We start from the raw sequence: 21057 nt of genomic DNA, 5'->3' as shown, positions 1-21057 counted from the left end.
CGCCGGTCACGGCGAGGAAGGTCACGACAGCGGTTGCGGCGGCTCGCCACTGCCGAAGCACAAGCAGCGCCAAGAGGAAGCCGGCGGGGGTGAGCTTGATCGCTGCTGCCAGTCCGATGAGCAGGCCTCGAGGCCAGCGCGTGGACCGCAGGAGCAGATCGGCGCATACCAGCGCCATGAGGATCAGGTTGATCTGGCCGTAGCCCAGGGTGGAGCGGACAGGTTCCAGAAGCAGCGCGACCAGGAGCAGCAGCAGGAAGGGCGGACGCTCTCCCGCAGCAGCGTCCAGTCTCGCGCGGGCGAGGGCCAACGCTCCGCCGAGCGAGGCGATGCTCACGACGGTGAGCCCCGCGCTGGCCACTGCGAAGGGCACCAGTGTCAGCGGCACGAACAGAATCGCGGCCGCGGGCGGATAAGTGAACGGCAGGGTGAGCCCGTCGCGTGTGGCCGGGACGGGGCCGTAGAGGTCGCGGCCGTCCAGGAGTGCCTGAGCGCCGATCCGGTAGACATCCAGGTCGATGCGGTAGGTGCCGATCACCACGTAGGCGGTGGCTGCGACGAGCACGCCGCAGACCAGCGCGGCCCGGTTGGTCTTCATGCGCGCAGGTCATCAGGCCCCGCGTCAGGGCCTCGTCAGTGCGAACCCTTATGCGGGCCGTACATCCGGGTGGGAGAATGGCCCCCGCGGGCTCCAGGGCTGGGGTCACGGGTGGGAAGGGGGCCGGGCCTTGCGGGTGTTGGTCGCTGAGGACGAGAAGCTTCTTGCCGACACACTCGCTGTCGGCTTGCGACGCCGAGCGATGGCAGTGGACGTCTGCTACGACGGGCCAACCGCGATCGATCTGACGACCACCCACGACTATGACGTCCTCGTGCTGGACCGGGACCTGCCGGGTTGTCGAGGCGACGAGGTCTGCCGGGCGGTGGTGGCCACGGGAGGCATTACACGCGTGCTGATGCTGACGGCGGCGGCCACCGTGCGGGATCGGGTTGAGGGCCTCGGGCTCGGCGCCGACGACTACCTGGTCAAGCCGTTCGCCTTTGCCGAATTGCTGGCCCGCATCCGTACCCTGCTGCGGCGCGGTCCGCTGCGCGAGGAGGAACTGCTGGAGGTGGACGACCTGCGCATGAACGTGCCGGCGCGCACCGTCACGCGGGCAGGGCGGCGCATTCACCTCAGTGCCCGCGAGTTCAACCTGCTGCACCTGCTCATGCGCCGCCAGGGCCAGGTGCTGTCGCGCCCCGAGATCGCCTCCCAGGTCTGGGACATGAACTTCGACAGCGACACCAACGTGGTGGATGTGGCCGTGCGGCGCCTGCGGCTGCGCATCGACGACCCGGTGCCCGGCCGGCTGATCCATGCGGTGCGCGGCATGGGCTACATCTGCGAGCTGCGCGAATGAAGCGGCCCCTGTCCCTGGGTGTGCGGCTGGGCCTGTGGTGCGCCCTGATCGCGGCGGTGGCCAGCGCCGTGCTCGGCGCCTACCTGTACCGCTCGTTCGAGCAGCAGCTGCGCCAGCGCGACGACGTGCAACTGCTGGGCAAGCTGCGGCAGCTGCGCCAGCTGCTGGGCCACAGCGGCACGCAGGCCATGCTGCGCAGCCAGACCGAGTACCTGCGCGACACCATGAGCGGTGAGAGCAATGCCCTCATCGAGATCCATGCCGCCCCGGCCGACGGCGGTGGCCTGCTGCTGGCCATCAACCCGGTGGGGCTGGCCCTGCCCCAGCTGCCGCCGGTGGCGGTACAGCGCGAGGCGACCGTGGCCGACATCCGGCACTGGTCGTCACCCGCTGGCGCGCCGGCGGCAGCGGTGAACGCCTGGGCCCGGCTGGGCGACGCCACGGTCGAGATCCGGCTGGCCCGCCTGTACCCGGAGCGCGAAGCCCTGCTGGCCGGTTACCGGCGACACATCGTGGCCGCCAGCCTGGGCGCCGGTGGCCTGGCGGCGGTGCTGGTGCTGTGGCTCATCTGGCGCGGGATGGCGCCCTTGCGCCGCCTGCAGGCCCAGACCGCTGTCATCGGACCGCAGAGCCTGGCCCTGCGGCTCGATGCCTCGGACACCCCGGCCGAACTGCACGCGCTGGTGCATGGCCTCAATGCCATGCTGGCCCGCCTGGAGAGCGGCTATGCCCGGCTCAACCAGTTCGCGGCCGACCTGGCCCACGAGCTGCGCACCCCCCTGGCCACGCTGACCGGACAGAGCCAGGTCATGCTCAGCCGCCCGCGCACCGAGGCCGAACACGCGCGGTTGCTGGAGTCGCAACTGCTGGAGCTCGAGCGGCTCAACCGCATGGTCGATAGCCTGCTGTTCCTGGCCCGCGGCGAACACCAGGCGCAGAACGAGCCCTTGCGGTGCCAGCACCTGTCGGGGACGGAGGAATTGGCCCGGCAGGCCGATTACTTCACCGACCTCGCCGAGGAACGCGGCGTTCGCATCGTGTGCCACGGCGACGCCCCGGTGTGGGCCGAACCCCAGCTGCTGCGCCGCGCCCTGGCCAACCTGCTGTCCAACGCCGTGCGCCATGCCCGGCCGGGCAGCGTGGTCGAGCTGAGGGCCGCAGCCGGCGCCAATGCAGCGGGCGCGGTGCTGGAGGTGGTCAACGAAGGCGAGCCGGTGCCGCCCGAGAGCCTGCCCCGCCTGTTCGACCGCTTCTACCGCGCCGATCCGGCTCGCTCGGGCGAAGGCAACGGCCTGGGCCTGTCCATCGTGCGCGCCATCATGGTCCGGCACGGTGGGGAGGCCGAGGTGTGGCAGACCGCGGGGCGCATCGGGTTCAGGCTGACGCTGCCCGGCCCGGTGCCAGCAGCCGCCGGCACCGCACCCGCGGGTTCCGTGACGTGAACAGTCTGCTCACGCCTGTGTTCGGCGTGCCCACTCACCCGGCTCATTCGGGGGATGGAGCCCAGACGCCGTCGAAGAGCACGACGCGCCAGCCGTCGGGATCGGCGATCGTCGTGCTCCGTCCCTTCCAGTAGGGATTCTCGGGCTCCACCTCCGGGTAGCCCATCGCCGCCAGGCGCGCGATGATTCGCGCGGCGGCCTCGCGCTCGGGGATGTAGAGCACGAGCAGGTTGTCGCGCGACGGCGCCTGTCCGGGGCTGCCCTGCGCATGGCGCGTGAACTCCAGATGGACTCCGGCGCCGGGCAGGCCGAGCATCACGCCGTCATAGCCCGCATGCCCGGTGAACGAGCCGAGCACCTTCAAGCCGAGCCCTTCCCGGTAGAAATGGACGACCTCGTCGAGCTTGTCGGTCGGGCGCGCGATACGGATTTGAGCCACCGGCCAACCCGGTGAAGGCCGCGCCGTCTCCTCGTGCATCGGGGATTGCTGCATGGTCAAAACCTCCTGCTCCTTGATTAAGTTACACGCTGTAACGAAATCAAGGAGAAGTGGAGGAGGTCGTAGACTGGATGGCCATGGAACGCCGAAACACGAAAGCACGGGGGGCGGCGGCCGGGCCCGGGCCCCGGCGAGCGCCGGGACGGCCTCGGGACGAGCGCATCGACGAGGAGGTGCGCGCGGCGACGTTGGCGCTGCTGCGGGAGGGAGGCTATGGCGCGTTGTCGCTCGAGGCGGTGGCGGAGCGGGCCGGGGTGGGGCGGCCCACCCTCTACCGCCGTTGGGCGGGCAAGCCGCAGCTCGTGGTGGACACGCTCGTGCGGTCGATGGGGGAGGCGCCGGCGGCGGACACGGGAGACACGCGGGAGGATCTGGTGTCCGGGCTGTCCACGCTCACGGCGGCGTTCGCCGGGGCCGTGGGGCGGGCGCTGCCCGGGCTCGTGGCGGACCTGGCCGTGGAGCCGGCACTGGCGCAAGCGTTTCGGGAGCGGGTCTTCGCCACGCGGCGAGCGTCCATGGCGGCCGCGCTGGCCCGCGGGGTCGCGCGCGGAGACATCCGCGGGGACATCGACGTCGAGCTCGTCCTCGACCTGCTGGCGGCGCCGCTCTACTACCGGGTGCTCTTCGGGCACGCGCCGATTCAGGGGCGGACCGCGGGCGACGTGGTGGACCTCGTGCTGCGCGCCGTGGCGCCGGAGACCGCACCCGCGCAACGGACGGCTCCGCCCGGCGCGGGCCGCCCCCGAGGCAAACGAGCGGGCCGTGTGTAGCCTGACCTCTCGAGCACCCCGAGGTGTCAGGGCGCTGCACCCCGGCTCCCAGCCGCACCTCCAGCACGTCGCCGAGCGCGGACTGGTGCGCAGGGACAGCGACCCGCCTACTCCTGCTCGTTGTCGTCGGGAGCGGAGAGGGCGTGGCGCTCGAGCAACCGCCGCAGCTGCGTGCGGTGCATGCCGAGCGCCCGGGCCGTGGCGGCCACATTGCCTCCGTTCTGCCGCAGTGCTTCCTCGATGCGCGTCCGCTCGTCCGTGTCGAGCGGCTTCGCCCGCGACGATGCTTCCTTGGGTGGCTCCCGGTGCTCTGGCGGTGGAGAGGGTGGGGCAGGGGCCGGCACCGCGGCGCCGAACGCGGTGCCGGCGCTCGGGCTCAGGTGGCGGGCCTCCACGCGCGGGGCCTCCTGCATGAGCGCCGCCTGGATGGCGCTGCGGGCCTCCACGAGCAGCTCCCGGACGTTGCCCGGCCAGGGCCGCATCAGGCACGCCTCCACGAAGGACGAGTGCAGCGTCAGCTGGGGCTCTACCTGCCGCACCTCGCGGTGGAGCAGGAGGGGAATCTCCTCGGGCCGCTGGCGCAGGGGTGGCAGCGCCACCTCCGGCCGGCCGATGCGGAAGTACAGGTCCTCGCGCAGCTTCCCCGCCGCCACCAGCGCGCGCAGATCCCGGTTGCTCGCGGAGCAGATATGGATGTCCACCACCTTCGGCTTCGCCGCTCCCAGCGAGAGGACTTCCTTGGTCTCCAGTGCCCGCAGCAGCTTCGCCTGCACCGCCAGGTCCAGCTCCACCACCTCGTCGAGGAAGAGCGTCCCGCCGTCCGCCGTCTGGAGGTAGCCCGGGGCGTCGGCGTCTGCTCCCGAGTAGGCGCCGCGTTTGGCTCCGAAGAGCAGCCGCTCGGCGATGCTCTGGGGAATCGCCGCGCAGTTGACCGCCACGAAGGGGCCCGTGCCGCGCGGCCCGTTCTCGTGGAACGCACGGGCCACGCCCTCCTTGCCCGTGCCGCTCTCGCCGTGGATGTGCAGCGGGAAGCCGAGCCGGGCCGCGCGAGAAACTTCGTCGAGCAGCGCCTGGAGCGCCGGGCCTCGGATGAAGCCCTCCCGCTTCACCACGCCACGCTGCTCCAGCGGGTACACATCCGCGCTGGGAACGAAGAGCGAGTCCCCCATGCGGATGACCCGTTGCACCTCGCGGGGCGTGTTGGCGGGCACGGGCTCGCCATCCACGAAGGTGCCATTCTGGCTGCCCAGGTCGGTGACCCAGAAGCGCCGCCCGTCGAAGTGGATTCGCGCATGGCGGCGGGACATCCGCGGGTCCTGCGCCTCGCCCAGCGCCGGAGAGCCCCGTCCCAGCTCCAACTCGCCCCCCTTCAGCGGCAGGGCCACCGCCATTGTCGTTCCCGCGGCGAACAGCCGCATCAGACCCGGGACGCGCGGCACGGCGGGACTCATGTCATTCAAAATTCCGCTCGGCTTGAGGGTCGACCCGTCCTGTTCCATGCGCGGGCATTATAGGCCGGTGTGTCTGGCACGGCTCGGTGTGCCAGTACCTGTGCCACGTGCCGTGCCACCCGCGCGCAGCCACGCGTCTTCCAGTTCACCGGGCGCGGTAGGTGCCCGGGATTGCTCGGCCCCCCATGCTTTGACGTGCTGGCATGCCTTTGGCTAAGCCGCCCGCCAACCAGTGTTCGCGGCGGCGTGGGTGGGTTCGCGGTCGGGGGGAAGCCCGCCCCTGCCGCCGCACGAGGGGGAGCTCATCATGGATATGGAGACGACGAAGACACGGCGAGTGGGTACCCGCGAGGCCGGCGGGCGGTGGACGGCATGGTTCATCTGCATGGCCCTGGTGACCGTGGCGAGCGGATGCGGTGCGTGCCAGCAGGTGATCCGGCCGACGGACCCCGGCACGGGCCCGGTCTCGGCCTGCCCCGGTGGGCCCACCTGCGGCATCGACAAGGCCCTGCTCGCGGGCATCACTGTCACCGACGAGTGCCCCACGGGGAACTGTGACCCGGGCGGTAATGGCAACGCCAAGGGCCTCTACACCGCCGAGGGCGGCAACTACTGCTTCATGGCCGGCGACCAGCGGCTCTTCTGCCCGGAAGCCTTCATCCACAGGCCCAAGGGGCTCATGCTCGCCATCCGCTATCTGAACGGTGCGTTCAGCGTCATCGAGTATCCGGTCTCGGCCAGGCTCGCCGCCGACTCCTCGCCCGTGTATCTGCTCGCGGTCGAGGGAGACCGGACCCAGCTCACCATCAAGTACCGGCTGAACGATGTGGCGTACACCTTGACGGGGGACGACGTGAGCAAGGTGATCCTCAGCCTCAGCTCCATGCCGATGGGACATGGAGATGCGACCCAGCTCATCTCCTACGACATGCGGTTCTTCACCGACCAGAAGGAAAAGACCGCGAAGGATGGGGTGCACCGCTACACGCTCAAGTACCGCGAGCTCCGCCCGGGCAGCACCTGGCAACGGCACTGCGCGGGGGATGACGAGACCGTCGTCTCCTTCCTCCCCAGGCTGCGCGTCAGTGGCAGGACGGGCTACGTCAAGGACGATGCCACCGTGACCACCATGGGCTGCGAGCAGGGCTCCATCGTCACGTGTCTGGCCTGGGGTTACACGCCCTGGGCTCCCGCCACGGGCGTACTGGACGAGACTCGCAACTACGTCTTCCAGTCCTGTCTGCAGGCGAAGCGTGCCGCCTATTTCGTCGGCAAGGGGGACTGGCGCAGCTACACGAAGCGGGGCACGAAGATCTTCAGGCGGGACCAGTACGGCTTCGCCAGACCGCAGGACTCGATCGATCGCGTCGAGGCCCTCTGGAGCCCGCTCGGCGCGGTGTGCCTCAACACGAAGAACCGCCGCCGTCCGACGGCCGAGCCCTGGCTGGGGCAGAACCCCAACAACCTGAAGACCTACGGTGTGGGCCCGTGCACGCCCGAGGACTTCACCCTGCAGGGGAAGATCTTCACCGGCCCCGTGGAGGATCCGTCAACGCTGCCCTGACTCCGCCTCGCGCAGCGGCTCCTCGTACTCCCGCCACAGCAGCGGGTTGAGCTCGAGGGCCCGGGCGAGCGCGGCCCGGGCCTCGCGGACGGTGCCGGGGCGCTCCGCCTCGCGCATCGTCCGCGCCCGGGCCAGCAGCAGGCCTCCGCGCAGGGCCTGGGCGTGCGCCAGGTTCGGGTTGAGCCGGAGTGCCAGGTCCACCTGCGCCAGGCCCTCGAAGATGGCGTCGGGCGACCTGCTCGCGGGCAGCGCCTCCGCCAGCCGCCAGTAGACGCGCGCCAGCTGCTGGTGGGTCTCGTAATAGGGATACATCTCCACGGCGCGCCGGGCCTCCGCGAGCGCTTGTTGCAGCAGCGGCAGCTCCGTCAGTCCCCGCCGCTTCGCCCACGCCGCCTCCGCGAGCGCCAGCCTCGAGCCCACCAGCCGGCACTCGACCCAACCGGAGTCATGGCTGTAGGCCTCGGCGAGGGCCCGCCGCCCCGCCTCGAGCGACGCCGTGGGCTCCCGGCCGTCCCGCATCGTGTGCTCCACCTCCACGAGGTGTCCCATGGCGCGGTAGAGCGGGGTGCGCCCGTAGGTGGCGTTGATGGCCGCGGAGCGCTCCAGGTACTGGAATGCCCGCTCGAGCCTCGGGCGCGGGTCTCCGCCGCTGGCGACGAGGTAGCGCGCGAGCGTCAGCTCCGTGAGCGCCACCCCGTTCAGCGCCAGGTAGTAGTTGCCGTCGAGCGCGAGGGCCCGCTCACCCGCCTGGAGCGCCTTGTCCACGTCCTCCTGGGGGTTGAGCCCGCGCGACAGCTCGTACGCCGCCTTCGCGCTGTACAGCTCGATCAGGTTCGTGTGCGCCAGCAGGTACGCGGGGTCGCTGTGCGCCGCCTGGTTCAAGTGGTGCTCGGCCCGGGCGTACGACTCGCGTGGATCCGCGCCGTGCTCCCGTTCGTGATTGCCCTTCCAGCGGTAGACCTGCGCGAGGTCGTTGTGTCCCCACGGGTACTCGGGCTGGAGCTCCAGCGCCTTGCCGAGCCAGGAGATGGCCGCGTCCCACGAGGCATCCGGCGCCGCGCCCTCCCGCGCCAGCCGGAGCGCGCGCATGAAGTGGCTGTAGCCCAGCATGTCGTAGGCGTACACGTCCCGAGGGTCCAGCTTCACGGCGCGCGCGGCGGTGGCGGTCCACTCGGTGAGGATGGGCTCGGGGTCCAGCCCGCCCTTCTCGAAGTTCATCAGCCGGTACCACTGCATCAGCACCTGGGCCTTCTTCGTGTACCCCGAGGCGCGCAGCGGAGAGGCGTGGAGGCCCTTGTCACCCGCCTCCAGCGCTCGCTCCAGCGAGGCCTTGCGCGAGAGTCCCCGCCGCGAGTCGATCACCGACTGCTGCAGCCACACCTCCGCGAGTGCCTCGTAGTTGCGCGCATCGCTCCGGCCGGACTCGATGGCCTGCTCATACAGGTGGCCCGACTCCTCGAGTCCGGTGCGCGCCGGGTCGTACTCGCCCTTCTCCAGGTGCTCCATGGCCCGGGTGTAGGCCACGTCTCCGGCGAGCTTCCGGGCCTCGTACACCCAGGGCGTCTCCGCCGCCGCCTGGGCCGCGAGCCGCGCCGCCGCGTCGTAGTCCCGGCGGTAGAAGGCGATGAGCCCCTCCAGGTAGCGGGGCGACTCCAGGTCCAGGTCCCTGCTGCGCTCGAGCGACTGGAGCGCGGGCTCCAGGTATTGCTTCTCCAGGCTGCGCTGCCGTTGGGCCACCCACTCCTTGCCGCCGCTGTTGCGCGCGTCCTCCAGGGCCTGGTGGTACAGCTCGCCGAGCACGCGGCCTCTTGCGTAGTGCAGCTCGGGGGAGTCCACGCCCTTCTCCTGCGCACGCGTCAGCTCCTCGTGGGCGAGCTCCAGCTCGTGCATGGCCAGGTAGCCGCGCCCCAGCGCGTAGTGCACGAGCCCCTCGCCGAGGCCGCCCAGCTCATGGGGCTGTGAGCGGATGCGCTCCATGCGCTCGCGCACGAGCTGCTGCTCGCGGCTGGTGTCGTGCAGGGGCAGCGTGTAGGCCGCGCGCAGGAACCATTCGATCTCCTTCACCTGCTGCCCGAGCTGCCCGGCCAGCCGTGCGCGCTCCTCGGAGCGTTGCCGGGTGGTGCGGGCCTCCAGCCACGAGCGCGCACCGAAGGCGGAGAGGACGAGGATGCTCGCCAGGGACACCGCCGAGACGGCCACCAGGGCCCGGTGCTTCCGCGCCCGCCGCCGCAGCCGGTACACGAGGCTCGGCCGCTGCCCGAGGATGGGCTCGCCATCGATGTAGCGTCCGAGGTCCTCGGCGAGCGCGCGGGCCGAGGCGTAGCGCTGCTCGGGCTCCTTGTTGAGGCACTTGAGGGCGATGGTCTCCAGGTCGCCCGGGAGCTGGGGCACGTGCGTGCGCGGGGCGGGGGGCTCCTCGTGGAGCACCTTCTGCAGCGTGCCCAGGATGGAGTCGCCGGTGAAGGGCACCACGCCGGTGAGCAGCTCGTAGAGCGTCGCGCCCAGGCTGTAGACGTCCGAGCGGCGGTCGATGCCGCGCACGTCGCCGCGGGCCTGCTCGGGTGCCATGTACGAGGGCGTGCCCATGAGCGCGCCCGTCTGCGTGAGGCCGTGCCCCTGGCCGATGTCGTACGCGAGGCCGAAGTCCATCACGACGGGGAAGCAGCGCCCGTCCTCGCCGCGCTCGACCATGATGTTGGAGGGCTTGAGGTCCCGGTGGATGACGCCGAGCCGGTGCGCCTCGTGGATGGCCTCGGCGGCCTCCTTCATCACCTGCACCTTCTCGGGCAGGGACATGCCCTGGGCCGCCTTGTCGAGCCGCTCGCCCCCGATGAGCTGCATGGCGATATAGGCCTTCCCGGCCACGTCGCCGACCTCGTACACCTTGCACACGTGGGGATGGTCGATGCGCGCCTGGGCGCGGGCCTCCTGGAGGAAGCGCATCACCTTGTCGGGGTCCGCCCCCCGGATGAACTTGAGCGCGACGACGCGGCCCAGGCGCCGATCCCTCGCCTTGTAGACCTCGCCCATGCCTCCGCTGCCCAGTGGCGCGAGGAACTCGTAACGGTCCCAGTGAGGGACCGGGAACTCCTCGCCCGGGAGCGTGCCGTCCAGAGCGGGTGGAGCGGTGGGTTCTGGCGCGAGCGTCGGTTCGAGCGTCCGCTCTTCCTTACCGGGATTCGACATGGGCGGCCCCGCCTGTGGCCCGCATCTGCTGGAGGGGCGGGCCTACGCGATGGTCATCGACAGCCAGAACAACAGCAACGTGTGCGCCGACGGCGCGCGGTCGTTCTCCTCCTCCCCCGGCCCAACGGCGCGGCTTTCATGTCACAATGGGAGTGTAGTTCTCTTGACTCTTATTGTGGGAGCGGACCATGCATCAGCGGAGTCAGTGGACCTGGGTGGCGCGTCTTTTCATGACCCTGGGATTGCTCGTGAGCTGGGTGGGAACCCCGGTCGCGAAGGCCGCCAACATTGGTGGGGCGGGGACCATCGCCGTCTATAACCCAGCAGGCAAGGAGCCTCCTGTCTGGGCGAAGAAGCAGTATGAGGCCAGGCTGCAGTGCATGTGTGGAGGTGCCTCCACGGAAGTGATCGCCTACTCCGATCTGTCGTGGGAGGATGCGAGGAGATGGGCGGACTCCGCGTGCTTCAGGTTCTGCCTCGAGAACAAGTGGCCGCACGCAGAGCCCTTCGGCGTATGGGGCGTGATTCCGGTCATGGACCAGGCGCCGTTGGGCACGGTCGCGGCCCTCGCGCCGGACTTGTTCGCCGCTTATCTGCCCGGCCAGGAGACGCCGGTGGCTCAGTCCAAGGAGCCGGTGGCCCTGGCGCTCCAGCTCATGAGCCTGACGAATGTTACCGCCGTCATGCTCGCCGGTCCGGAGGAGTTCTTCGGGCAGGCGCCGCAGTGTCTGGCGCCGTAGCCCGGCGCCCCGAGCTCCTCGCGGGCATGTCGTGAGGCCCGGGAGGTCGGGTCCCCCGGGTCCTCCGGTTCAGCGCCAAGGCGGATGGGGGGCACTTCGTTGCTCCGGCGGCTCTCCTGCTGCCGGCACAGGGGGACTAACCCGGCCAGGGTTCCGCTTCTCCCGGCACGGGCTCTCCAGCGGGCGAGTCGGAGACCGGCAGGCGCAGCGTCACGGTGGTGCCGCGTCCCTCGTGGCTCGTCAGCGTCACCTCGCCGCCGTGGGCCTCCACCACCCGCCGTACGAAGGCCAGCCCCAGCCCGCTCCCCGTGGCCTTGGTGGTGTAGAAGTCATCGAAGGCCCGCTCCCGCGTGCGCGCGTTCATGCCCTCGCCCGTGTCCTCCACGCCGAGCGCCACGCCCGTTCCGTCGAGCTTCGTCCGCAGCGTCAGCGTGCCCCCGCGTGGCATGGCCTCGAAGGCGTTGCGCACCAGGTTCTCCACCGCGTTGGCCAGCAGGTCCCAGTCCCCCGTGCAGCGCGGCAGGTCCGCCGCCAACTCGCGGTGGATCTCCACCTCGGGGCGTCCGGTGAAGGTCTGCAGGGACAGCACGCTCGCCGCCAGCTGGTTCAGGTCCAGCGGCTGCTTCAGTGGCTCCACCCGGCCCAGGCGCTGGTAGGTGCTCACCACCCGGTCCAGCCGCTCCACCTGCTCCAGCAGCAGGTCCAGGAACTCGCCCTTGTCGTCCCAGGGCTGCCCCCGCGAGTGCTCCACCTTCAGGTACTGCGCGGCCCCCTTGAGCGCGGCGATGGGGTTCTTCAGGTCATGCGCCATCTGCGCGGAGAAGCGGCCCAGGGTGGCCATCTGCTCCAGCCGCTCGCGCTGGGCCACGAAGGCGATGACGCCCCGGCGCATGATGGCCAGCAGGGTCAGGGTCACGGCCGCCGTCCCCACCACCAGCGCGCCGTACTGCGCGGCGAAGAGCTGGAAGATGGCGAGGTAGGCCAGCACGCCCACGAGCGCCAGCAGCAGCGCGTACATCGCGTGGACGTTGGACAACTCCTGTCCGAAGAGGCGCAGGCGCAGGGCCACCACCGCGATGGCCGGCAGGCCCAGCAGCGTGCCCAGGTTGCCCAGGCGCGGCACCTCCTGGCCCAGCACCGCCACCAGGTCCGTGCCCAGCAGCGTCACCAGCAGCGCCAGCCCCGCGAGCATCAGGCTCGCCCGGGTGCGCTCGGTGGCGCGCACCTCGCGGCGCAGGTGCTGGGTGAGCAGGGTGAAGCCCCCGAGCAGCAGTGGCGCCGTGAAGGCCAGCACCGTCAGGACGAAGCCCCGCGAGCCCACCGCCTCGGCCACGCGCGTCGAGCCCAGGCCCGCCACGGCCGTGGCCGCCAGCACCCCGAAGACGGCGTACGCGGAGAACATCGCCGCCGCCAGCCGGCGCCGCTCGCCCACGAAGGAGAGGATGAAGTGCAGCGCGGACGGAGCGCTCATCAGCGCCGCCGCCGTGGCGATGAAGCGCCAGCCCGGTCCGCCCGAGTGCGCCAGCGCGAAGTCCGCGAAGTTCCACGTGGACAGGGCGATGCACAGCACCGACAGCGGCAGTGCCAGCACACTGCGCCCCACGCGCACCAGGGCCAGGCCCGCCAGCGCCAGCAGCCCCGCGCAGGCCCCGAGGCTGATCCACGCCTGTGTCATCGGGTCCTCTCCGTCACGTCACTCGCGAACTACAGCAGGGACAACCGGCGCGCCCGGGCGGGGTCCGCCACCGCGGCCTCCCACCGGCGCACGGCCGCCTCGCGCTCGGCGTCGGGCGCATCGGCGTAGTAGCCCAGCGTGTCATTGAGGCCCCGGCTGAGCTCCTCGATGGCGGCCAGGCGCACGTCCAGCTCCGGGTGGCGCAGCGAGGCCACGAGCCAGTCGGCGCGGCGGCGGCCGCGGTTCTCCGCCCACCACGCCGTCCACGCGCGCGTGTCCAGGCCGAGCGTGACACGCGTCACCTCGCGCAGCGCCTCGGCGGCGGCCTGGGCGCACATCTCGTCGTCGCTGCCGGTGAGGTGGATGAGGCCTTCGATGGACTCGCGGTCGTGCAGCGTGCCCAGGGCGCGCGCCGCCAGCGAGCGCCGCAGCGCGTCCCGGCTGGTGAGCTCCTGGCGCAGCTCCTTGCGGGCGGCGTCCAGGCGGGGCAGGTGCTTGAGGGCGGCGGCGGCCACGCGCGCGGCGCTGGAGATGTCCGGCTCGTAGTCGAAGAGGCCGCGCAGCACGCCGTCCACCAGCTCCACGTATGGGAGGCTGCCGGCGGTGAGGAGCGCGAAGTAGCGCGTGTCCGCGTCGCTCGAGTCCAACAGCGGCGCCAGCGCCTGGGCCGCGGGCCGGCCGAGCCGGGACAGGGCACCGGGGATGGGGCCGAGCTCATCGGCCTCGGGCAGCTCCACCACGGGCAGGCGGCTCCACGCGGTGGGGCCGGGGAAGTGCGTGGCGAGCACCTTGGCGCTGGCCTCGGGCGAGCGCGCCAGCTCGGCCATGGCGCTCGCGCGCTGGTTGGCGTCCGGGCCGGTGAGGCGCTTGAGCAGCGGGCCGAAGTCCGGAGGCGGGCGCTCCTCCTGGGACATGACGAGCGGCGCCATGGAGGCGGCGCGGCCCAGCGCGTTGGCGGTGCGGTTGACGAAGGGGCTCCACCCCAGGCCCGCGGCCATGGCGGGTGCCGGAGCGCTCGGGGCCGTGGGCGTGCTGGCGGCGGGCTGCACGTCCACGTCCACGTCGAAGTCCAGCGCGTTGCGCAGCTCGCCCAGGCGCTGCTTGCGGAAGAGGATGAGCTCCTGGAAGGCGGCGGGCAGGTCCTGGCAGAAGAGGATGAAGTCGGACAGGCGGCGCTGGCTGATGGGCTTCTGGCCGCAGTCACCGTAGAGGACGGCCACGAGCCGGCCGCGCACTTCCACCGGGTAGAGGAAGAGGGTGCGCGGAGGCTGGCGGCCGAACAGCTCCAGGTAGTGCTTCGTCAGGCTGTCCGGCGGCATGGGGCCCGCGTAGCTGCCGCGGGTGATGGCCACGGTGCGGAAGACGCTGGAGGCGTCGAGCGGGATGGACACCAGGGAGAGCTGCTCGCTGGCGAGTCCGTCACCGCGCGCGTCCCAGCCCACGGCCGCGCCGCGCAGCACGGCGAAGGCGGCCACGTAGTCGAAGGTGCGGCGGCCGAAGCGCAGGGCGGTGTCGATGAGGCGATCGCGGTCGCGCGTGGACTCCTTGAGGGCGGCGCGGGCCTGGGCGAGCGTCCACTCGGGCACGTCGTCGCGGGCGGACTGCGGCGCGGCGGGCGCGGGAGCACGCGGCTCGAGCTGCGGGCGCGGCTGGACCGCCACGGGAGCGGCGGGCTGCGGCGCGGGAGGCGCGGCAACGGGCGGGGCCTGGGGCGGAGGCTGCGCCGCGGGACGCGCGGCGGCGGGAGCGGGCTGGGCCTGTGGAGGCGGAGCCGCGGGACGCGCGGCGGGAGCGGGCTGGGCCTGCGGAGGCGCGGCGGCGGGGCGCGCGGCGGGAGCGGGCTGGGCCTGCGGAGGCGGAGCCGCGGGACGCGCGGGCTCGGGCATGTTCAGGCGCAGCGGCTCGCGGATGGCGGCCGGGTTCGTCGTGGCGGGGCCGGGCGGTGCGGAGGCGGGAGGCGCGGGGGGAGCCGCCGGGCGCGCGGGCTGAGCGGCGGCGGCCGGAGCCGGGGCAGGAGGCGCGCCGCTGGGCCGCTGCTGCGGCTGTGGCGGCTGCTGCGGCTGCATTTGCGGAGGAGCGATCGGGAAGGGCTCGGCGGCGACGGAGCGCGCCAGACGTTCCACCATCTCCAACGTGAGGGCCGCGTCGTCCGGGGGCTTGGGGGGCGGAGCGGGCGCGGGGGCGGGCTTCGGTGCCGGAGCGGGGGCCGGAGCCGCGACGGCGGCGGGCTGCGCGGGCTGAACGGGCTGGGGCGCCGGAGGAGCCGCCGCGCCCATGCGCTCGGGGTCGAGCGCGGTGAGCAGGGCGGTGTAGCGCGGGGAGAGGGGCTGCCGGTAGATGACGGAGATCCACTCGCGGACGCGCACCTCGGTGGCCACCCACAGCTCCAGGGGTCTGCCGAGGAGGAAGCCCACCTCCTCCAGCTCCTTCTTGGGGACCGGATAGCCGCAGGCCACGTGCAGGGTGGTGCCATCGAGCGACAGCGGCACCACGCACAGGCGTTCGGCGATCTTCGGAGGGATGAAGGAGGCGACGTCCGCGTTGGGCTCGAAGTCGGCCAGGTTGACGGGGCGCAGCCCGGAGGCCTCGCCGAGCGCGTGCAGCACCTGGGGCTCGGGGAGGAGCCGGCGCTCCATCAGCGCGGTGTCGATGGAGCCACCTTGCGCCGTCTGATGACGCAAGGCTTCCTCGGCCTTGTCCTGGGGGAGGAGGCCTTGCGCGATCAGGGTGTGGGCAAGATGGGAAGGCATGGGGGACGCGGCATCTTACGGCCGCGGCCGGCAGGCACAACGAATCCCTGCATCGGCTCGGGGGTGCACTAGCTCGGCTGGACGACGTACGTGGAGGTGAGCTTGTCGTGGAGCGTCTGGCCGCGGCGGTCGAAGAGGGCCATCCAGAAGCCCGCCAGGAAGAGCCCGAAGGACAGTGTGGCGAGCATGGCGCGGACGATGGCGCGGCCGGGCGCGGGGGCCAGGCCGTGGGTGTCCACGAGCCTCAGCCCGAGCAGCCGACGGCCCAGCGTGCGGCCATTCCAGAGGAAGGCGGACACGGCGCAGTAGACGAGCGACAGCACCAGGAGGAGGGCGGCGCCGGGCAGCAGCACGGACTGGAGGGCGCGGATCTGCACGACGATGGCGTCGAGCCCCGAGAGGCTCGTCTGGGGCGCCTGCACGCCGGCCACGGAGGAGGCGAGCATGAGGTAGAGCGCGGCCACTCCGGCGATGGCGCCGGTGTCGATGCCCAGGGCCAGCAACCGGCGCCAGAGCGAGGCCGGGCGGGCGTGGATCTCCGTCTCCTTGGACACCGGGCCCGCCAGCTTGGGAGCGGGAGGCGCCGGGCTCCGGACGGGAGCGGCGGCCACGGGCGGCGGCGGGGCGGCGGGCTCGGACTCCTCCATGTCGACGGGGAAGGAGTCCTCCTCGAGGGAGAGGTCCAGCGGAGCGGCCGCCTTCGCCACGGGCATGTTCTGCGGAGCCGGGGTGGCCTGCTGCGGACGCGGAGGCATCACGGGGAGACCCGGGGCGGACGCCTGGGCCACACCGAAGGCCGGGGTGTTCGCGCGCGGGGCGGGGGCCGGGGCCGCGACGCCGGGCAGGTGGAAGGAGGGGGCCTGCGGGGGCGCCGCCGGAGGACGGGGCGCGGCGGCCTGGGCCACCGGAACGGCGGGAGCCGGAGGCGCCATGGGACGAGGCGCGGCGGCCTGGGCGGGAGCCGGAGGACGGGGCGCGGCGGCCTGGGCTTGGGGCACCGGAGCGGCGGGAGCCTGGGGCCGGGGCGCGGGGGCCGCGGCCATGGCGGGAGCCGGAGCCTGCGCGCGCGGAGGCATGACGGGCAGACCCGGAGCGCGAGGCGCGGCCTGGGGGGCCGGAGCCTGGGGACGCGGGGCCGCCGGGTTCATGCCGGGGGGCGTCGGCGCGCGGGCGGTCATCCCGGGCGGGGTGGCGGGAGGCGCGGCGGGGCCGGGTATCGCCGGCGCGTCACGATCCGGGCGGCGGCGGTCGATCTGGATCTCCTTGTCCAGAAAACTCGGGACGGCCCGGGCCGCGGGCTGGGACGCGGCGGCGCAGGTGGGGCAGTCCCCTACAGGCGGCAGCGGAGCTCCGCACTTCAGGCACTTGGACAACGGTTCCTCCCGGATGGAGAAGGCTGTAGCACCATGAAACGCCGTCCTGGAGCCGGGAGCAAGAAAACCGCCGGAAGCCGGGGTTCCCTGCCTGGACACCGTTGGACGTCCGCTCAGGCGAAGTTCCGGTTCCGGGTGCCGACGATGACCCCGATGGACACCAGGGCCGAGAAGAGGATGGCCACCACGACGCCCACGGGGTGGATGCCGCGGGTGATGCTCACGGGCGCGAAGATGGAGCTGAGGAGGGCGCCGATGATGCCGCCCACTCCGCCGAGCAGTGCGCTGCCCACGAACCCTACGGTGCGTGTGGGGGGCAGGGCGATCCGCGCGAGGATGCCCACGATGATTCCGATGAGCGCGTAGGCGTAGATGGCCATGGAAGCCGCTCCCTCTGTGGCCCCTCGGGATGAGGGCGCCGTTGCGGAGCAAACATAGGGACGGCGTCACGCGGTGGGCAGACGCCGGGCGGCGGGGGCCCGTCCTCCCGGCTCCTGGCCGAGTGCTAACCGAGCTCTCCGTCCAGGAAGCCCATGACGGCGAGCGCGGCGAGGGCGGCCGTCTCGGTGCGCAGGATGCGGCGGCCGAGCGTGACGGGCCGGGCGCCGAGGGCCCGGAGCGCGGAGACCTCCTCGCGGGCCAGGCCGCCCTCGGGGCCCACCACGAGGGCCACGGGCGCGCCGGGCGCGCAGGAGCGGAAGGCCTCGCCGAGCGGCACGGCGGACTCCTCCTCGTCGAGCACGAGCAGGGTGGTGCCGGGGGCGAGCGAGCGTGCCGCGTCCACGAGGGGGCAGGGGACATGGACGACGGGCACGTCGTTGCGCCGGCACTGGCGGGCGGCCTCCTCGACGATTCTGGTCCAGCGGGTGGTGCGCTCCTCGGCGCGTTTGGGCTCGAGCTTCACCACGCTGCGGGCGGTGGCCACGGGGTGGAAGGCGGTGGCGCCCAGCTCGGTGCCCTTCTGCAGCACCCACTCCAGCTTGTCGCCCTTGGGGAGCCCCTGGAGGATGTGGAGCGGGCGGGGCGGAGGGGTGAGCCGGGCCTCGCCGAGCACCAGGCGCACCGCTTCCGCGTCCAGCGAGGCCACGCGCGCCTCGAAGGCCCGGCCCGCGCCGTCGAAGACCTCGAGCGAGGAGCCCTCGGCGAGCCGCAGGACGTGGACGAGGTAGTGGCGCCGCTCGCCCGAGAGCGTCACCTCGGGGGGAGCGGGCTCGGGGAGCGGGACGAAGAGTCGGACCACGGGTGGGCTGTCCTCCGGGAGGGTGGGCCTCCCTTTCTACCAGGGCCGGCTCAGTGGCGGAGGCCGCGCAGCTGGAAGTCGGCGACGGAGGGCAGGTGGTCGGACGCGTCGGTGGAGTGGTCCACCTCGAGCAGGAGGGGCTCGAGCTGGCGGGAGGCGAAGAAGGTGTCGAAGCGCTTGCCGGTGGCGGGCACCACGCCCTGGCCATTGGGGAGCGAGTTGAGGGTGGACATGTCGGCCACGTCCTGGAGGCGCAGCCACTGCTCGGAGTTCTTCGCGCAGCAGCCGGCGACGAGCTTCGCGCGGGCCTCGTCGGGCTTGATGAAGGAACCATCCGGCAGGCGCACGCGCAGCTCGCGGGCGCGGCGGAGCGGGTCGGGCAGCTCGTGCTCGAGGGCGTGGAGGGCGCGGCGCACGCGCACGTCGCCGATGTTGCCCACGCCCCAGTCGCCCACGCTGGGGTGCACGTTGCCGTAGCGCGACTCGTAGTCCTTCACGGTCTCGGTGGGCTCGTGCTTGCGGATGGGGCCAGGCAGGAGCGAGTAGTGGTGCTTGACGTTGATGTTGGCGTTGAAGTCGCCGAGGGCGATGGAGGGGATGCCATCGCGGGCGTGCAGGGTGGCCTGGAGCTGCCAGAGCTGGCCGGCGTTGATGCCGCTGTCGCCCAGCGTGTGGTGCACGTTGTAGAGGGCCACGTGGGTGCCGGGCACGTCGATGAGGGCGAAGAGGGCGCCGCGGTCCTCGTCCAGCTCGCCGACGAAGCCCTGGCGGGCGATGGCGGCGGCGCGGGCGTCCTCGGGGAAGGCATAGGTGTAGTGCGCGGCCTCGAGGATGGGGTGGCGGCTGAGGATGGCCTTGCCGTTGATGACGGGCCCGGCCACGTCGCGGCCCTGGTAGACGAGGTGGAAGCCGTAGTCGCGCGCGAGCTCCATGGCGGTGGGCTGACTGGCCTCCTGGAGCGCGATGACGTCCGGCATCCGGCCGAGCTCCTCCATCGAGGCGAAGTAGGCCTCGAGCAGGGCCCGGCGCTCGCCGCCCAGGAGGATGTTGTACGTCATCACGCGGAGCACGTGGTCCCGGGGCGGGCGCGGCCGGGGATGGTGCACCAGCAGCGTGGTCCCGTTGCCGAGTAGCCGCGGCCCATCGGCGGCCGGCAGCGACTCGAAGCCCTGGTGGACCTGGGTGGGCTCCCGGTGCGGCAGGTGCTGGGGTGGTGCGGCGGGGACGCCGTCGATGACATTCCTCCCGAAGGGGAGGCGGTCCAGTAATCGCGAGAGGGCCTGTCCTGGCATGAGTTCTCTATGTGTTGGTGGACTACCCGCCCTGCACGCGGCCACTGGGTGCTTCGTCGCTCTCCGTGCCAGCATCCTCGGGGCCGCCCGCTCCCTCGGCGGACAGACCGGGAGGCGTGTGGGTGGGGTCGGCTCCGTCACCGGCCTTGCGGCCCGTGACGGTGTCGTCATCCGCGTTGCCCGCGAAGAGGCCCTCGCGCTGCTCCGAGAAGGCGCGCCGCTCGTCGGGGACGCCGCGTCCGGAGGAGTCGGTGGGGGGCCGGGACTGGGTGACGGCGTCCGTGTAGCCCCTGCCGGGTGTCGTGGTCTTGCTGAACTTGCCTGCCATGATGGGCTCCTGAGGTGGGCTCATGAGGGGGTGTGCCTTCCCTCAATGTCGGGCGGCCGGTGGCACCCGCCAACCCATCCCTTCGCCCCTGGGGGAGGGGAGGCGGGGGAGCGAGCCATCGGGAGCGAGGCAAAGAGGCGGGACACCTGCTATGCGCGGGGCGACATGTCCTCTCTTCAGATCGAATCGACGCGCTCCGGCTACGTCGAGTCCGTGCACCATGTGTCCGTGGCGGTGGTGGACGCGCGGGGCGAGCTGGTGGCGTCGGCGGGCAACCCCGAGCGGGTCTCCCTGTGGCGTTCGGCGGCGAAGGCCTTCCAGGCGTTGCCGCTGGTGCGGGACGGGGCGGCGGACCGCTTCGGCTTCGGCCCGAGGGAGCTGGCGCTGGCGTGTGCCTCGCACTCGAGCGAGCCGTTGCACCGCGAGGTATGCGCGGGCATGTTGAGGGCCGCGGGCTGTGAGGAGTCGCAGCTGGCATGCGGGCCGCATCCGCCGTTGTCGCAGGCGGTGGCGGACGAGGCGCTGCGCACGGGGACGGTCATCACGCCGAGGTGGAGCAACTGCTCGGGGAAGCACGCGGGGATGCTGGCGTTGGCGAAGCACCACGGCTGGCCCACGGAGGGGTACGAGCGCGCGGGGCACCCGGTGCAGGCGCGCATTCTCGAGGAGGTGGCGCACTGGACGGGGCTGCCGGCGGGCTCGCTGCTGCAGGCGGTGGATGGGTGCACGGCGGTGTGTTTCGGGCTGCCGCTGAGGGCCATGGCGGCGGCGTACGCGCGCTTCGGCGTGGCGGAGCTGGAGGCGGCGAAGCGGCTGCGCGAGGCCATGTGGGCGCACCCGGAGCTGGTGGCGGGCACGGGGCGGCTGTGCACGGAGCTGATGGCGGCGGGGCGCGGGGGGGTGCTGGCGAAGGTGGGGGCGGAGGGCATCTACAGCGCGGCGGTGCCGGCGCTGGGGCTGGGCATCTCGCTGAAGGTGGAGGACGGGGACATGCGGTGCTCGCCGCCAGCGTTGCTGGAGGTGCTGCGTCAGCTCTTCGAGCGGTACGAGCGGCGCGTGTCGGTGCCGATGGAGGAACTGGGGCACCACGTGGAGCCGCTGCAGCGCAACACTCGGGGAGTGGTGACGGGCAGCTTGCGCGCGGTGGGGCGGCTGCGCTTCTCATGAGGGAGACGACTGCCTCCCACTGAATGCGCCTCCACTCCTCCCTCTCCCTCTGGGCTCATACTTACCCAAAAAATAGGGCAGGGGATAGGACGGGAGAAGTAGGCTGTTGGGCCATGATGGAGAGTGGACAGCAGCTGGAGGGAGTACTGGAGAGGGAGCTGGCAGGCTCCGGCCTGG

Annotated in this window: 17 protein-coding genes; 6 read left to right on the top strand and 11 right to left on the bottom strand. The window is 72.3% G+C overall.

All coding sequences use genetic code 11. The annotated features are described in order from the left end of the window. A partial coding sequence (locus AC16DP_RS09605; RefSeq protein ID WP_483956679.1) for a glycosyltransferase 87 family protein occupies positions 1-598 on the bottom strand: 598 nt, incomplete at its 3' end. Positions 599-734: 136 nt separating this feature from the next. Here AC16DP_RS09605 and AC16DP_RS09600 point away from each other — a divergent pair. Together AC16DP_RS09600 and AC16DP_RS09595 are read left to right on the top strand one after the other, a co-directional pair. After that, positions 735-1403, top strand: a complete 669-nt coding sequence (locus AC16DP_RS09600) for a winged helix-turn-helix domain-containing protein (RefSeq protein WP_483956680.1) — start codon at positions 735-737, stop codon at positions 1401-1403. After that, positions 1400-2845 carry a heavy metal sensor histidine kinase gene (locus AC16DP_RS09595; protein WP_329730233.1) on the top strand — a complete coding sequence of 482 codons (1446 nt, stop codon included), beginning with the start codon at positions 1400-1402 and terminating at the stop codon, positions 2843-2845. Before AC16DP_RS09600 ends, AC16DP_RS09595 begins: the two co-directional genes overlap by 4 nt. Before the next feature lie 43 nt (positions 2846-2888). Here the strand turns inward: AC16DP_RS09595 and AC16DP_RS09590 are convergent, their stop codons facing one another. Beyond that, positions 2889-3338: a VOC family protein gene (locus AC16DP_RS09590; RefSeq protein WP_329730232.1), complete on the bottom strand. Its 450-nt coding sequence runs from the start codon at positions 3336-3338 to the stop codon at positions 2889-2891. Between the two features lie 83 nt (positions 3339-3421). On the opposite strand from AC16DP_RS09590, the gene AC16DP_RS09585 reads away from it, so the two are divergent. Further along, a complete protein-coding gene (locus AC16DP_RS09585) occupies positions 3422-4114 on the top strand; it encodes a TetR/AcrR family transcriptional regulator (RefSeq protein WP_329730231.1) in 693 nt (230 codons plus the stop codon). Between the two features lie 107 nt (positions 4115-4221). Here AC16DP_RS09585 and AC16DP_RS09580 read toward each other — a convergent pair whose 3' ends face one another. Beyond that, positions 4222-5565 carry a sigma 54-interacting transcriptional regulator gene (locus AC16DP_RS09580; RefSeq protein ID WP_329730230.1) on the bottom strand — a complete coding sequence of 448 codons (1344 nt, stop codon included), beginning with the start codon at positions 5563-5565 and terminating at the stop codon, positions 4222-4224. Between the two features lie 307 nt (positions 5566-5872). Here AC16DP_RS09580 and AC16DP_RS09575 point away from each other — a divergent pair, with 307 nt between their 5' ends. After that, a complete protein-coding gene (locus AC16DP_RS09575) occupies positions 5873-7129 on the top strand; it encodes an ADYC domain-containing protein (protein ID WP_329730229.1) in 1257 nt (418 codons plus the stop codon). On the opposite strand, the gene AC16DP_RS09570 is transcribed toward AC16DP_RS09575, so the two are convergent. After that, the gene (locus AC16DP_RS09570) at positions 7115-10315 is read right to left on the bottom strand and encodes a protein kinase domain-containing protein (RefSeq protein ID WP_329730228.1); all 3201 of its coding nucleotides are present in this window, start codon (positions 10313-10315) and stop codon (positions 7115-7117) included. The genes AC16DP_RS09575 and AC16DP_RS09570 overlap by 15 nt on opposite strands. Before the next feature lie 188 nt (positions 10316-10503). On the opposite strand from AC16DP_RS09570, the gene AC16DP_RS09565 reads away from it, so the two are divergent. Then, positions 10504-11055 carry a hypothetical protein gene (locus AC16DP_RS09565; RefSeq protein WP_329730227.1) on the top strand — a complete coding sequence of 184 codons (552 nt, stop codon included), beginning with the start codon at positions 10504-10506 and terminating at the stop codon, positions 11053-11055. Between the two features lie 136 nt (positions 11056-11191). On the opposite strand, the gene AC16DP_RS09560 is transcribed toward AC16DP_RS09565, so the two are convergent. The 7 genes from AC16DP_RS09560 to AC16DP_RS09530 form a co-directional block, all read right to left on the bottom strand. Then, complete coding sequence (locus tag AC16DP_RS09560; protein WP_329730226.1) at positions 11192-12730, bottom strand: sensor histidine kinase; 1539 nt, start codon at positions 12728-12730, stop codon at positions 11192-11194. A 29-nt stretch (positions 12731-12759) separates the two neighbouring features. Further along, positions 12760-15480 (bottom strand): GspE/PulE/PilB domain-containing protein, encoded by a 2721-nt coding sequence (locus tag AC16DP_RS09555; RefSeq protein WP_329730225.1) that lies wholly within the window; start codon positions 15478-15480, stop codon positions 12760-12762. A 68-nt stretch (positions 15481-15548) separates the two neighbouring features. Next, a complete protein-coding gene (locus AC16DP_RS09550; RefSeq protein ID WP_329730224.1) occupies positions 15549-16853 on the bottom strand; it encodes an RDD family protein in 1305 nt (434 codons plus the stop codon). A 113-nt stretch (positions 16854-16966) separates the two neighbouring features. Continuing rightward, positions 16967-17233 (bottom strand): hypothetical protein, encoded by a 267-nt coding sequence (locus AC16DP_RS09545; protein WP_329730223.1) that lies wholly within the window; start codon positions 17231-17233, stop codon positions 16967-16969. 125 nt (positions 17234-17358) lie between these two features. Beyond that, a complete protein-coding gene (locus AC16DP_RS09540; RefSeq protein ID WP_329730222.1) occupies positions 17359-18093 on the bottom strand; it encodes a 16S rRNA (uracil(1498)-N(3))-methyltransferase in 735 nt (244 codons plus the stop codon). A 50-nt stretch (positions 18094-18143) separates the two neighbouring features. Beyond that, positions 18144-19385 (bottom strand): endonuclease/exonuclease/phosphatase family protein, encoded by a 1242-nt coding sequence (locus AC16DP_RS09535; RefSeq protein WP_329730221.1) that lies wholly within the window; start codon positions 19383-19385, stop codon positions 18144-18146. Between the two features lie 22 nt (positions 19386-19407). Next, the gene (locus AC16DP_RS09530; protein ID WP_329730220.1) at positions 19408-19713 is read right to left on the bottom strand and encodes a hypothetical protein; all 306 of its coding nucleotides are present in this window, start codon (positions 19711-19713) and stop codon (positions 19408-19410) included. A 165-nt stretch (positions 19714-19878) separates the two neighbouring features. Between AC16DP_RS09530 and AC16DP_RS09525 the strand changes: the two genes are divergently transcribed. Continuing rightward, a complete protein-coding gene (locus tag AC16DP_RS09525; RefSeq protein ID WP_329730219.1) occupies positions 19879-20880 on the top strand; it encodes an asparaginase in 1002 nt (333 codons plus the stop codon). Positions 20881-21057: the final 177 nt, after the last annotated feature.

The sequence above is a fragment of the Archangium sp. genome, assembly GCF_057119385.1.
The sequence above is the reverse complement of the archived record's forward strand: the minus strand, read 5'-3'. Positions and strand labels throughout refer to the sequence as shown.

Bases quoted from the DNA above. Each gene is read 5' to 3' on its own strand.
- AC16DP_RS09585 (WP_329730231.1), top strand. From the start codon at position 3,422: ATGGAACGCCGAAACACGAAAGCACGGGGGGCGGCGGCCGGGCCCGGG.
- AC16DP_RS09595 (WP_329730233.1), top strand. From the start codon at position 1,400: ATGAAGCGGCCCCTGTCCCTGGGTGTGCGGCTGGGCCTGTGGTGCGCC.
- AC16DP_RS09555 (WP_329730225.1), bottom strand. From the start codon at position 15,480: ATGCCTTCCCATCTTGCCCACACCCTGATCGCGCAAGGCCTCCTCCCC.
- AC16DP_RS09590 (WP_329730232.1), bottom strand. From the start codon at position 3,338: ATGCAGCAATCCCCGATGCACGAGGAGACGGCGCGGCCTTCACCGGGT.
- AC16DP_RS09580 (WP_329730230.1), bottom strand. From the start codon at position 5,565: ATGAGTCCCGCCGTGCCGCGCGTCCCGGGTCTGATGCGGCTGTTCGCC.
- AC16DP_RS09575 (WP_329730229.1), top strand. From the start codon at position 5,873: ATGGATATGGAGACGACGAAGACACGGCGAGTGGGTACCCGCGAGGCC.
- AC16DP_RS09570 (WP_329730228.1), bottom strand. From the start codon at position 10,315: ATGTCGAATCCCGGTAAGGAAGAGCGGACGCTCGAACCGACGCTCGCG.
- AC16DP_RS09535 (WP_329730221.1), bottom strand. From the start codon at position 19,385: ATGCCAGGACAGGCCCTCTCGCGATTACTGGACCGCCTCCCCTTCGGG.
- AC16DP_RS09530 (WP_329730220.1), bottom strand. From the start codon at position 19,713: ATGGCAGGCAAGTTCAGCAAGACCACGACACCCGGCAGGGGCTACACG.
- AC16DP_RS09525 (WP_329730219.1), top strand. From the start codon at position 19,879: ATGTCCTCTCTTCAGATCGAATCGACGCGCTCCGGCTACGTCGAGTCC.
- AC16DP_RS09565 (WP_329730227.1), top strand. From the start codon at position 10,504: ATGCATCAGCGGAGTCAGTGGACCTGGGTGGCGCGTCTTTTCATGACC.
- AC16DP_RS09545 (WP_329730223.1), bottom strand. From the start codon at position 17,233: ATGGCCATCTACGCCTACGCGCTCATCGGAATCATCGTGGGCATCCTC.
- AC16DP_RS09560 (WP_329730226.1), bottom strand. From the start codon at position 12,730: ATGACACAGGCGTGGATCAGCCTCGGGGCCTGCGCGGGGCTGCTGGCG.